Below are 13,090 nucleotides of genomic sequence, written 5' to 3' on the forward strand. Positions count from 1 at the left end.
CTTTCATCTATACTTTTTAACTTTAAGTTTACTATCCTGTAGCTCAAAAACTCTATACTCTCCATCATATCCATTTATAAAAGATTCAGATGTTGCAGTTATTATACTCTGATAATCTTTAATTTCATTTAAAAGATAATTTGTCCTATTTTCATCAAGTTCTGAAAAGACATCATCTAAAAGAATTACAGGACCTATCTCTTTAATATCATGAAACATTTTAAGTTGTGCAAGTTTCAGTGTTAATATTAACGTCCTTTGTTGTCCCTGTGATAGAAATACTCTTGAATCCATATTGTTTATGAATATTTCTATATCGTCTCTATGTGGTCCCACGGAACTAAAACCTCTGTATAGGTCTTTTTCCAGGGAATTTAACATTTTTTCGTAAAGCATTTTATAATTACTTTCCATATCTTTATAACAGTCCTCCGACTGTCCGTTATATAAAATGCTAAGCTGTTCACTTTCATCCGTTAGCCTTATGTGAATGGTCTTTGCAAACTCTTCAATAATCCTTATATATTTAGATCTAACTTTTAATATCTTTGCACCTTCTTCTGCCATTTGCCTAGTTGATGCAATAATCTGTTCTTTAAAATACTTCTCTCTATTTTGATTTTTTAGTAAATGATTTCTTTGATTTAAAATATTGTTGTATTTTATTAAAACAATATTAAATCCTGGAAGGATTCCTGAAATAACCTCATCTACGAAGTTTCGCCTATAGGATTTAGTCTCCTTTATGATTTTAATATCTTCGGGAGTAAAGGTTACTATGTCGAAAAAAGTACGAAGCTTTTGCATTGTATCTATTTTATTTTCGTTTATCCTTACAACCTTTTGTCCATTTCTAGACAGTTTTACCTCTATTTTTTCTTCAAGTCCATCGGAGTTTATATCAGTTCTTATAAAGCTCTCACCTTTATCAAACTTTATCAGATTTTCTTGACTTACTGCCTTAAATGATTTTCCCTTGGCACTGAAGTAGACTCCCTCCAGTATATTTGTCTTTCCTACTGCATTAGATCCAGTTATTATGTTTATTTTGTCTGAAAATTTAATATTTAAATTGTCGAAATTTCTAAAATTTAAAAGATAACAGTTATTTATCTTCAAAACTTTCACCTATTTTATTACATAGACATACTGTTCGTACTGAACCTTATCTCCCTGTCTTAATTTTTTTCCCCTTCTGGTTTCAACTTCATCATTTACATAAACTTCTCCATTTTGGATTATTTCCTTTGCAATACCACCTGAAGAAGCAATGTTTACATACTTCAATAACTGTTCAAGTTTTATAAATTCAGTTTCTATTTTTACTTCTTCCATTATTGTCTCCCTAATCTAACCGGTAATACCAAGTATAAATACTCGTCTTCAGAATTTAAAGGATTGATGATACAAGGTTTTAAACTGTCATTTAAATTAAGTGTACATTCCTCTGAGTCTATTACCTTTAATCCGTCCAGTAGATACTTGGCGTTAAAAGCTATTTCCAAGTCGTTTCCATCTTTTTCACAATATATATTTTCAGACACATTTCCATATTCAGAGTTTGATGTAATGTGTATGTTATTGTCAGTTATGGACATTTTTACAAGATTTGCCTTTTCTTCCCTTGCTAATAGTGAAGCTCTTTCAAGGGCATCTTGAAAATCTTTTTTTGATACATCAACTTTACAAGTTGATGATGAGAATATTATTCCCTTGTAGTCAAAGAAGTTTCTATCTAAAAGTCTTGAATAGATTAAAGTGTCCCCTAAATCAAATACTATATTGTTTTTTACAAAACTAAGAGTAATATCTCCATCTTCAGGCATTATCTTACTTAATTCATTTAATGATCTTGAAGGTACAATCTCTTTTATCTCTTCAGTTATTTCACTGTCATATCTCATAAGTGCAATTCTAAAGCCATCAAGTGCAACAAAATTTAAATAATTTTCTTCAACTTCTATCATAACTCCAGTTAGTGAAGGCCTTGATTCGTCTATTGAAGCTGCAAATACAGTGTTTCTTATGGCCTTTTTCATAACCTCCACAGGAATTTCTATCTTTTTTTCCACATCTATATTTGGAAGTGGAGGATAATCGTAGGAATCGAAGCCAATAAGGTTGAATTCTGAATTTGCGCAACGAATTTGTATGTTTTCACCGGTAATATTGAATTTTATATTAGAATCAGGTAGCTTTCTAACTATATTTCCAATCATAGTTGAATTTATAACGATATTTCCATCTTCTTCTACAATACAATCTGTGGTGGTTTTTATTCCAAGTTCTAAATCAGTTGATTTAAGAGTCAATTTGTTGTCTTTTACTTCAAATAAAATTCCTTCTAATATAGGAAGAGTTGTTCTTGCAGAAATTGCCTTTTGAGCAATGTTAATGTGTTTTAATAATTCTCTTTGGTTTATTTCAAATTTCATTTTTTTCTCCTAATAACAATAATAAGAATTTAGTAGTAGTCGTAGTAGTACTGTGTATTATGTGGATAAGTGTGATTTTACTGATATCTATTTGTTTTTTGATATTTATATCCCTGTGAATAAAATATTCATAAATTTGAAGTTATGAACATTATCCACAGAAAAAATAATAAAAATAATTTTTTGGACTTATCAACATTTTATACACATATATATCAACATAAAAATGTGGATTATTCACCTTTTATAGTTTGAACTAAACTATTTATTTCTTCAGCAAAAGACATATCTTCGCTAATATCTTTAGTTATTTTATCAACCCCATGCATAATTGTGGAGTGGTCACGATTAAAGGACTCTGCAATCATAATTAGTGAAAGATCAGTAAGTTGTCTACACAAGTACATTGCGATTTGCCTTGGGTATGCAATTTGTCTTGCCCTAGTCTTTGATGACATGTCTTTCATTTCAAGGTTGTACTTTTCACATACCACTTCTTGAATGTATTCTAAAGTTACTGGTTTCTTTTCACTTTCTTCTATAACTTTATTTAGTGCAATCTTTGCCCGGTCTAAATCAATATCACCTTCTAAAAGTTGTGCATGTGCAAGTACTGTCATAAGGGCTCCTTCAAGTTCTCTTATGTTAGACTTCACATTCATTGCAATATATTCCAATATTTCGTCCGACACATAAGCGTGTTCCATATTTAATTTTGCTTTAAGTATTGCAACTCTGGTCTCGTAGTCAGGCATTTGAATGTCAGCCATAAGTCCCCACTCAAAACGTGATACAAGTCTTTCTTCCAAGGTTTCAATCTCCTTAGGAGGCTTGTCGGAAGATAGTATTATTTGTTTATTTTGAGCGTATAGATCATTAAATGTGTGGAAGAACTCCAGCTGCGTTCCAACTTTCCCAGCAATAAACTGTATATCGTCAATTAAAAGCACATCTATATTCCTGTATTTATCTCTAAATTGAATATTTTTTTTACTAGACTTATCACCTATTGATGAAATAAGCTCATTTGTAAATTTTTCGCTACTAATATACATCACTTTCAGTTCAGGATAGTTATCCATAATCTCATGGGCAAGGGCCTGCATCAAGTGAGTCTTTCCAAGTCCTGGACCTCCATATATAAATAATGGATTGTAAGCTGTTGCAGGATTTTTTGCAACTGCCATTGCCGCTGAAAGTGCAAACTCGTTACTCTTTCCCTTTACAAAGGATTCAAATGTATATTTTGGGTTTAACATTTGCTCTATTTTAAGTTTTTCCACATCTTCTTTGGTAGTGCTTACTTCCTGTTTGTTGTCATAGAAATACTGTTGGCCTCCAGGCTGAACTTTAACTTGATATTGACTGTAGTTTGAGTCGGTTGGAAGTACTATTTTTATAGAAGCTTCAGTTTTCAGTATAAAACTAAGTATTTCCACAATATCATCTAAGTATCTCTTTTCGATCATCTTTTTGGTAAAACCATTGGGAGCGGAGAGTACAAGTTCAGAAGATGTCAGTTTGATTGGTTTTAATGCCATAATCCATGTTTCAAAGACTACCGTATCCATATTTACTTCGAGAACAGAAAGCAATTCAGACCATAAAGTATTGAGATCCATTATTCACCTCCGTTATGCACATATTAATCCACAATATCATGATAACTTTTTATTGTTATGTTCAAGTTATTTAAATTTGTCCACAAAAACATGAAGTTATCCACAAAAATATAAGAAAAAGCCAAAATTACTTAAAAAAAGAGAGAATTAGCCATTTTAATTGTACAAATTCCCTTTTCAATGTGGGGTTATCCACAAAAGCTTTTTTAAAATTGTGAATTAAAATTATTTTTTACTGCTATTATTATATCAAATAGAAGGTTTTACTTCAAATAAAAAACTATGTTAAGGTATTGATTTTTCAATGAATATTTCATTTATCCACAATGTTTTGACGAAAAGATAAAAAATGATTAAAAAGTACTATTTTTTTCATGATTTTCTTGACAGTTTCGCCTCTCGTCTATATAATCATCATAGTGTTTTGTATTTTTTTATGGAGGTGAAGAAGTTGAAGAGAACATATCAACCAAATAGAAGAAAAAGAAGTAAAGACCACGGTTTTAGAAAGAGAATGTCTACTAAGGGTGGTAGAAGAGTTTTAGCAAGAAGAAGAAAAAGAGGTAGAAAAGTTATTTCAGCTTAGGCCATTTTAATGGTCTTTTAATTTATTTATGGAAAAAGATAAAAGATTGAGAAGTAATGGAGATTTTAGAAGTGTTTACAAAAAGGGCGATGGATATTTCAATAGGAATTTTACCTTTATTGTAAAAAAGAATAATTTACCTGGATCTCGTGTTGGTTTCTCCATTACTAAAAAATTTGGAAATGCCGTTACTAGAAACAAAATGAAGAGAAGACTAAAAGAGATTTTTAGGCTAAACTTTGACTCTTTGATTCAAGGCTACGATATTGTAGTAATACCAAAACAAAACACTAAAGAGTTAAGTTATGAAGAGCTTGAAAAATCTTGTATGCATCTTATAAGGAAAATATCAAAGAAGGTGAAATAATGAGAAAAATACCGATTTTTCTAATAAGACTATACCAGATATTTATTTCGCCATATTTAGGGCAAAACAAGTGTAAGTATTACCCTACATGTTCAAATTATGCCATACAGGCTTATAAAAAATATGGAGTGTTTAAAGGCACTTTATTATCTGCATGGAGAATTTTAAGATGTAATCCTTTCAGTAAGGGCGGCTATGATCCATTAAAATAAGATTAGGAGAGTATATGACAAAATTACTGAGTTCGATAATTGGCAAGATACTTGAAGTAATTTATCTTACTGTATCGAAAATTGGAAATGAGCCAAAGAATATTTCCTACTTTGCAATATCAATTCTTATACTAACATTGATATACAAATTGGTAATGTTTCCGGTTACAATTTCCAATCTTAAAATGCAAAAGCTAAATGCAAAGTTCCAACCGGAACTTAAAAAGCTTGAAGCGAAATATAAACATGACCCTCAACTCTACCAACAAAAGGTTATGGAGTTTCAAAGGGAAATGGGTTATAATCCGCTAGCTTCCTGCTTGCCTATGCTTATACAAATTCTTATTATTTGGGCACTTTTCCCTGTAATGAGAGAACCTCTTAAGTACTTGGAGTTAAGTAAGGATATAAACCTTAATTTCTTTTGGATTAAGGATATAACAGTTGCTAATTCAAAGGATTTAATACTTCCTATAGCACTGGCTCTTACTCAGTTCTTATTTACAAAGATGATGACTCCAGAAATGCCTAAGGATGAAAATAATCCTATGCAGGGAATGAACTTTGCAATGCAATATGCAATGCCTATAATGTTCTTTTTCTTTGCAAGAAATTATCAACCAGCCCTATCCATCTACTGGATAACTGGTAATATCATTGAAATGATATTTAGATTTTTCATCAATAGAAACGATAAAGAAAAAGTAGTAAGCACTAAGGAAATTAAGAAAGGTAAGAAATAGGAAGGAGCTTAGATGAAATCGACAGTTAAAGTGGCAAAAACCGTTGATGAAGCGGTTGAACTTGCTATTAAGGAACTAAATTGTTCAAAGGAAGAAGCTGTTATAGAAGTAATAGAGGAACCTAAATCCGGTATATTTGGACTTTTTGGTTCAAAAGATGCCATGGTTAGAGTTTCATGTGAAGAAGATATAAGTAAACTTTTAGATGAAGTTATATCCGATAACAGCTCCAAAGTAGAAAATAATATTAAAAAAGATACTAAACCAGAAAAAGTTTTAGAAAAAGTAAGTGATGAACCTGTTAAAGTTTCAAACAAAGAAATTTCAATTGAAGAAGAAAAGGTTGAAAAAACTGAAAAGGTTGAAGAAGTTGAAGAAATTTCAGATGAAGAGATAGAACCTATTGAAATAGACGAAGAATTTAAAACAAAGATTAAATCATTTTTAAATTCTGTTATTCAAAAGATGGGTATCGAATCAAATATCGAAACTTTTACTGATGACTTTGGTATTAAATTTAATATAATTCCTATGAATGAAAATGATATTGGAATTGTTATTGGAAAAAGAGGGGAAACTCTTGATGCAATCCAATATATTGCAAACCTTGTTGCCAATAGAAACACTGACAGATACATTAGAATTTCTGTGGACTGTAATGGCTATAGGGACAAGAGAGTTAACTCTTTAAAATCTTTAGCTAGAAAAATGGCTAACAAGGCTATTAAGTACAATAAAAATATGAGATTGGAACCTATGAATCCATTTGAAAGAAGGGTAATTCACTCAAGTCTTCAATCCTTTGATGGAATATATACTGTGAGTGAAGGTAATGAACCTTTCAGAAGAGTGGTAATTAAAATAAAAAAAGATTAGGAAAGATAAAAGTCTGCTATTGCAGGCTTTTCTTTTAGTCTTTTTCATATGGTATAATCATAAAAAAGGATGTGACTAAATGGAAGATACAATTACAGCTATTTCAACAGCGACAGGAGAAGCTGGCATTGGAATTGTAAGAATGAGCGGTAAAACTGCATTTGAAGTGGCTAATAAAATATTTAAACCTAAGTCTACAAATAGAGATTTTGAAAATAGAAAACTTATTTATGGTCATATTTATGACAAAGACGAAATAATAGACGAAGTACTAATCAGCTTTATGAAGGGACCTTCAACCTATACAAGAGAAGATATGGTTGAAATATATACCCATGGTGGTATTATCGCCGTTAGAAAGGTGCTTGATCTAACTATAAAAGAAGGTGCAAGAATTGCAGATAGAGGTGAGTTTACCAAAAGGGCCTTTTTAAATGGAAGGCTTGACTTGTCTCAAGCAGAAGCTGTTATAGATTTAATAAAGGCAAAGACGGACAAGTCCTATGAAGCCTCTATGAACCAACTGGGAGGTTCTCTAAAAAAAGAGATTAAGGAACTTAGGGATAAAATACTAGATCAACTTGCAAGGGTTGAATATACCATAAACTTTACTGAAGATGGCCAGGAAGAGCCAGACAAAAATATTATTTTACAAGAGGGTCGAGAAGTTTTAGAAAGGCTTGAAAAGTTATATAATTCATCCAATAAGGGAAAGATTATAAGAGATGGGATTAACACAACCATTATAGGAAAGCCAAATGTTGGTAAGTCTTCACTATTAAACTCCCTGGCAAAGGTGAACAAGGCCATAGTTACAGATATTCCAGGAACTACAAGAGATGTTATTGAGGAGTACATTGACCTTGATGGCATAATGCTAAAAATTTCAGACACCGCAGGTATTAGACACAGTGAAGATATTGTGGAACAAATTGGCGTGGACAGATCTTTGGACTACGCAAAGACTGCAGACCTTATAATTGCCATATTCGACCTTTCTAAGCCATTGGAAGAAGACGATAAGAGAGTTATGGAATTACTTTCAAAATGCAAATCCATAGTTCTACTAAACAAGTCAGATTTGGAAAGAAAGTTTGACATAGAGAATTTAGATATTGACAGTGAAATTCCTGTAGTTGAAGTTTCCATCAAGGAAAACAAGGGAATTGAAAGTTTAGAAAAAGAGATTATTAATATGTTTTATCAAGGGGATATTAAATCATCTGCGGACCTTTTGGTTACCAATGTAAGACATAGAGATATAATTAAAAAGGCTATGGACTATTTAAAGTCATCCCTGGATGACTTGGAGATGGAAGTTCCAATTGACTGTATAGAACTTGATTTGAGATCTTCATGGGAAATTTTAGGAGAAATCACTGGAGAAACCATTGAAGATGACGTATTAGATAAAATATTTAGAGATTTTTGTATTGGGAAATAAGATGAAAATAAAAAAATATAAAGAAGAACCAGTAGACGTGGTAGTTGTAGGAGCAGGCCATGCAGGAACGGAAGCTGCCCTTGCGACTGCACGACTTGGACTTAAAACAGTAATAATGACAATGAGTTTGGATTCGGTAGCGGACTTGCCATGTAATCCAAATATAGGTGGTACTGGAAAGGGACATCTGGTTAGAGAGATTGATGCACTTGGTGGAGAGATGGCTCTAATTATAGACAAGACCTTTATTCAATCTAGAATGTTAAACACATCAAAGGGGCCGGCTGTTCACTCCTTGAGAGTGCAAGCTGATAAACCAGCTTACCATAGAGAAATGAAAAAGGTACTTGAAAACACAAAGAACCTCGACCTAGTTGAGGGAGAAATTACAAAGATAAATGTGGAAGATAACAGGGTGGTTTCAGTAGAGACATTAAACGGTGCCATTTATGAAACAAAGGTAGTAATTCTTGCTACGGGCACATACCTTAAGGGTCTTATCCTGCAAGGAGAGCTTCAAACAGAGTCGGGACCCCATGGGTTAAAATCTTCAAAATTACTTTCCGATTCATTAAAAGAACTGGGCATAGAGCTTAGAAGATTTAAGACAGGAACTCCAGCGAGGGTTCACAGAGATAGTTTGGAATTTTCCGTAATGGAAGTTCAACCGGGCGATGAAGAGATAATACCATTTTCATTTATGAATTTTGGAAAGGATATAAGTAGAGAGCAAGAGCATTGCTATTTAACTTACACTACAAAGGAAACTAAGAAAATAATTGAGGACAATTTGCATAGAAGTCCAATGTATGCAGGTATTGTAAAGGGTGTTGGACCAAGATATTGCCCGTCCATTGAAGATAAAGTAGTTAGATTTAGCGAAAGGGATGAGCACCAGGTATTTGTTGAACCTGAGGGCCTTGATACTAAGGAAATGTATATTCAAGGAGTGTCTTCAACATTACCGGAAGATGTTCAAAAAGAGATGTATAAGACCATTATAGGATTTCAAAATATGAAATTTATGAGATCTGCCTATGGAATAGAGTATGATTGCATCGATCCTACAATCTTAAAGAGAACCTTGGAACATCAAGATATAAATGGACTGTACTTCGCTGGACAAATAAACGGCTCATCAGGATATGAAGAGGCTGCGGCACAGGGACTTATGGCTGGAATAAACGCCTATTTAAAACTGAAGGGAAAGGAACCTTTTATATTGGACCGCTCCGATGCATATATAGGAGTTTTAATTGACGATTTGGTTACAAAGGGAACCAACGAACCATACAGAATGATGACGTCAAGGGCGGAGTATCGTCTAACACTTAGACAGGATAATGCAGACTTTAGACTTACAAAGTATGGTTACGACATAGGTCTTGTTTCTGAAGAGAGAATGGAAAAGACTAACGACAGACTTAAGGCAGTTGAAGACGAACTTAAAAGGCTTGACTCCATTAGAGTAAACCCAAGCGAAGAAAATAATAAAATAATCGAAAGCCTTGGTTCTACAAAACTTCAAAAATCCCTTAGTCTAACAGAGCTTATAAGAAGACCAGAGCTTGACTATGAAAAGGTAAGAGTCTTCGACAAGGAAGCTCCAGAATTAGATAGAGAAATAAAGATTCAAGTACAAACCCATATTAAATATGAAGGCTATATTGAAAAGCAAAAGCAACAAATCGAAAGATTTAAAAAGCTTGAGAGAAAAGATATAAGCTTTATTAATGATTATTCTGAACTAAAAGGGCTTTCCAACGAGGCTGTACAAAAGTTAAATCAAATAAGACCAGACTCATTGGGACAGGCCAGCAGAATTTCTGGAGTTAGCCCAGCAGATATAAATGTAATTCTTATATATCTTGAAAGTAGAAAGAGGAATAAAAATGACTAGCCTAATTAAAGTAATGGAAAGTGAAGGCATAGAGTTAACTGAGGAATGTGCAGAAAAGTTTGAACAGTTTAGACAGACTCTTCTTGAAACAAATAAGTATTTGAACCTAACTTCAATTACTGAAGATGAAGAAGTAAATTATAAACACTTTTTAGACTCCCTTCTTCCAATGAAAAAAATAGAATTTATAGAAAATGCCAAAGTCATAGATATAGGAACCGGTGGAGGTTTTCCAGGACTTCCTATGAAATTCTATAGAGATGATCTTGATATAACCCTTTTAGATTCACTTAATAAGAGAATAAAGTTTTTGAAAGATACTATATATAAAATGGAACTATCGAAAATAGATGCAATCCATGGAAGAGCAGAAGAGCTTGGTAGACAAAAACAGTATCGTGAAGTGTATGATTACGCAATATCAAGAGCAGTTTCAAGACTTAACACATTGGTAGAGTATAGTTTACCATTTGTAAAAGTTGGAGGATACTTTATATCCATGAAGGGACCTAGTGGAAAGGAAGAAGCGGAAGAAGCTAAAAATGCTATAAAATTATTAGGTGGAGAGATTGCAGATATAATAGAGTATCAACTTGATTATGAAGACTCAGATAGAACTCTAGTAGTAATAAAAAAAATATCCCATACCCCAAAAAAATATCCACGAGGTGGAGGAAAACCAAAAAATAAACCATTATAAAAAGACCCTCAAAGGCATGCCCTTGAGGGTTATTTTATTCTATGGGAGAAAGATGTTTGAAGTCAGGTCCTTTAAGTAGTGAAATAAAAGATCTCTTCAACTTATCAATGGATGAATAGTATAAATGTACTGTATCGTCCTTTATCATAAAAGTAGATTTATATATAAGCCAATTATCAAAGCCAGCTTCAGAAGGTTCCAATACCTTAATTGGATTTACAAAATTTACTCCATCCTTCGATGTAAGGACAAATAATGCAGATGTATCCATTTTTCCATCGGGACAGTCCATGGTTAAGCAGTAGTAGGTATCCCCTATCTTCTGAACTTCCAAATGCCAAGGATGATAGTTTGCCCAAGATCCCTTTTCCATATTCATAGGAACGACGGGAGTAAAAGTTTTTAAATCCTTGGACTCAGTGTAAACATAGGCGTCCTCCCCTATATTCATATTCTTACGGTAGTAAATCTTGTAAGTGCCATCCTCATATATAATAGAAGGTGCTCCAAGTCCATAACCACTTGTACCAAAGTCCATGATAACTTCAGGATCTGTAAAACTTTTTAAATCCTTTGTGGTCATTCTTAAAATTCTTGAAAGTCTTGTCTTCTTATTGGACTCCCTATACCAAAGCTCTAAAGTATCATCCTTTTTAAAAAGACATACATCTGAAAGATGGCAGTCTTGACTAGGCATAGTAAGAGGAGTTTTCAAATTAGGAATAGTTCTAAAGTTCACCCCATCATCAGAAACTACAATACTTGGATTTTCAGTAGAATCATTTAAAAAACTATATGGTGTAAATGCTAAAATGTACTCATATCCAAACTTACGGCTTGAGTCGTGGAAAATTGAAGGATGTATAGCCTGATTATCCGTTTCCACATAAGTTGGAATATCTAAATGATTAGGAGCATTAAATAAAAGTCCCTCGTTAACTATTTTAGATCCTATATAATCATTTTCTTCAATTGGAGAAGTATTTGTAGGTTCAATTTTTGTTTTACTTGAATCAACAGTCTCTATTTTATTACTCTTATTAAAAATTGCATCATATTTATTTATATAAATGGAGCCAGCTATAATTAAAAGCGATAAGACTCCAACAAATAAAAATCTTTTCTTTTTCAAATGTATCACCCATTAAATGATATCATATTTTTGGACTTTAAGATATTACAAAATTATTAAGATTGATTGTGGATAACTTTGTGGATATTTATAGGATAAACCTGTGGATAACTTTGTGGATAAGTAAGTGATTAGTATAAGTTAGACTGTATGAGTAAAATTAAAAATTAGAAATAAAACAGAGATATTAAAAGAGCTAAAAATACACATTAAAATGTGTATGAGTAATTTTATATTCTATTATGTAAATGAATTAAAAAAATGAAAAATTTGTTTTTGTGGATAAAATTTATTCACAAAAGTAAAATGTGGATAAAGTTAGAATTTTAAAATAAGATAACAGATAAAAAAATAGTATATTGATGGTAAATTTAAAAATAGTTAAAAAGATAAAAGAAATGTTTCACGTGAAACAGTGTTTCGAATTGAATTAAAATGTTTCACGTGAAACATAAATTAAGCAAGAAATACTTTGCCTACATTTAATTTACTTCCTTCATAATCCTCTATTATTTTTTTACTTAAATAAAAAGAAAGGTTCACAACTTTTCTTCTGACTTCATTTCTGGATCCTTTGATAGATAACCTATAGAGATTTTCTGAATCTTTATATCCTATGCCAAGATATACCAATCCACTATTTTCTCCTGGCCCAGCATATCCCGTAGCTACAATATTTAAATTAGAATTTGAAATCTCGCTTAATCCTCGTAACATTTCATTTGCTGTTTCAAAACTTACAGCAGTATGTTTCTTTAATGTTTCACGTGAAACATTTAATAGTTTCATTTTAACTTCCTCTGTATAAGTTACTGCGCCTAATTCTAAAACATTACTTGCACCAGCAATATTTGCTATGGAAGCTGCTATTAATCCTGCAGTTAGTGACTCTCCTGTGGAAACGGTTATTTTATTATCTATTAAAAAAGGAACAAAAGATTCTTCTAAATTTAATGAACTTTTAAATTCTTTTACTTCCTTTAATACTGTGTATTTCATTTTATCACCCAATTAGATTATAACTCAGTTCTTTTAATTTAAAAACCTTTGTTATATTGACTAGCATGTTATAT

General features: G+C 32.1%; 14 protein-coding genes. 8 read left to right on the top strand and 6 right to left on the bottom strand.

The features are described from left to right. Positions 1–3 precede the first annotated feature (3 nt). The 4 genes from recF to dnaA all read right to left on the bottom strand — a co-directional run bounded on the left by recF (position 4) and on the right by dnaA (position 4,057). Positions 4–1,119 carry a DNA replication/repair protein RecF gene (recF, locus tag WKS98_RS04690; protein WP_498917334.1) on the bottom strand — a complete coding sequence of 372 codons (1,116 nt, stop codon included), beginning with the start codon at positions 1,117–1,119 and terminating at the stop codon, positions 4–6. 9 nt (positions 1,120–1,128) lie between these two features. Further along, the gene (yaaA, locus tag WKS98_RS04695; protein WP_498917336.1) at positions 1,129–1,335 is read right to left on the bottom strand and encodes a S4 domain-containing protein YaaA; all 207 of its coding nucleotides are present in this window, start codon (positions 1,333–1,335) and stop codon (positions 1,129–1,131) included. Then, entirely contained in the window at positions 1,335–2,435 is a 1,101-nt protein-coding gene (gene dnaN, locus WKS98_RS04700) for a DNA polymerase III subunit beta (RefSeq protein WP_498917338.1), read from the bottom strand. Before dnaN ends, yaaA begins: the two co-directional genes overlap by 1 nt. A 233-nt stretch (positions 2,436–2,668) precedes the next feature. Beyond that, a complete protein-coding gene (dnaA, locus tag WKS98_RS04705) occupies positions 2,669–4,057 on the bottom strand; it encodes a chromosomal replication initiator protein DnaA (protein ID WP_498917340.1) in 1,389 nt (462 codons plus the stop codon). 451 nt (positions 4,058–4,508) lie between these two features. Between dnaA and rpmH the strand changes: the two genes are divergently transcribed. From rpmH to rsmG, 8 genes are all read left to right on the top strand, one after another. Then, positions 4,509–4,643 (top strand): 50S ribosomal protein L34, encoded by a 135-nt coding sequence (gene rpmH / locus WKS98_RS04710; protein WP_055077886.1) that lies wholly within the window; start codon positions 4,509–4,511, stop codon positions 4,641–4,643. 28 nt (positions 4,644–4,671) lie between these two features. Then, positions 4,672–5,010, top strand: coding sequence for a ribonuclease P protein component (rnpA, locus tag WKS98_RS04715; protein ID WP_498917342.1), 339 nt, complete (start codon positions 4,672–4,674; stop codon positions 5,008–5,010). After that, positions 5,010–5,222 (top strand): membrane protein insertion efficiency factor YidD, encoded by a 213-nt coding sequence (gene yidD / locus WKS98_RS04720; protein WP_498917344.1) that lies wholly within the window; start codon positions 5,010–5,012, stop codon positions 5,220–5,222. Before rnpA ends, yidD begins: the two co-directional genes overlap by 1 nt. Positions 5,223–5,236: 14 nt before the next feature. Next, positions 5,237–5,965, top strand: a complete 729-nt coding sequence (locus WKS98_RS04725) for a YidC/Oxa1 family membrane protein insertase (RefSeq protein WP_498917346.1) — start codon at positions 5,237–5,239, stop codon at positions 5,963–5,965. Positions 5,966–5,977: 12 nt separating this feature from the next. After that, a complete protein-coding gene (gene jag / locus WKS98_RS04730; protein ID WP_498917348.1) occupies positions 5,978–6,841 on the top strand; it encodes an RNA-binding cell elongation regulator Jag/EloR in 864 nt (287 codons plus the stop codon). A 79-nt stretch (positions 6,842–6,920) separates the two neighbouring features. Then, positions 6,921–8,285, top strand: coding sequence for a tRNA uridine-5-carboxymethylaminomethyl(34) synthesis GTPase MnmE (gene mnmE / locus WKS98_RS04735; protein WP_498917349.1), 1,365 nt, complete (start codon positions 6,921–6,923; stop codon positions 8,283–8,285). A 1-nt stretch (position 8,286) separates the two neighbouring features. After that, a complete protein-coding gene (gene mnmG / locus WKS98_RS04740) occupies positions 8,287–10,185 on the top strand; it encodes a tRNA uridine-5-carboxymethylaminomethyl(34) synthesis enzyme MnmG (protein WP_498917351.1) in 1,899 nt (632 codons plus the stop codon). Further along, a complete protein-coding gene (gene rsmG / locus WKS98_RS04745; protein WP_498917353.1) occupies positions 10,178–10,885 on the top strand; it encodes a 16S rRNA (guanine(527)-N(7))-methyltransferase RsmG in 708 nt (235 codons plus the stop codon). Before mnmG ends, rsmG begins: the two co-directional genes overlap by 8 nt. 34 nt (positions 10,886–10,919) lie before the next feature. Here rsmG and WKS98_RS04750 read toward each other — a convergent pair whose 3' ends face one another. Next, the gene (locus WKS98_RS04750; RefSeq protein ID WP_498917355.1) at positions 10,920–12,017 is read right to left on the bottom strand and encodes a hypothetical protein; all 1,098 of its coding nucleotides are present in this window, start codon (positions 12,015–12,017) and stop codon (positions 10,920–10,922) included. Between the two features lie 456 nt (positions 12,018–12,473). After that, positions 12,474–13,016, bottom strand: a complete 543-nt coding sequence (locus WKS98_RS04755) for a CinA family protein (protein ID WP_498917356.1) — start codon at positions 13,014–13,016, stop codon at positions 12,474–12,476. Positions 13,017–13,090: the final 74 nt, after the last annotated feature.

Source organism: Lagierella sp. ICN-221743 (genome assembly GCF_037890055.1).
GTDB lineage: Bacteria > Bacillota > Clostridia > Tissierellales > Peptoniphilaceae > Mediannikoviicoccus.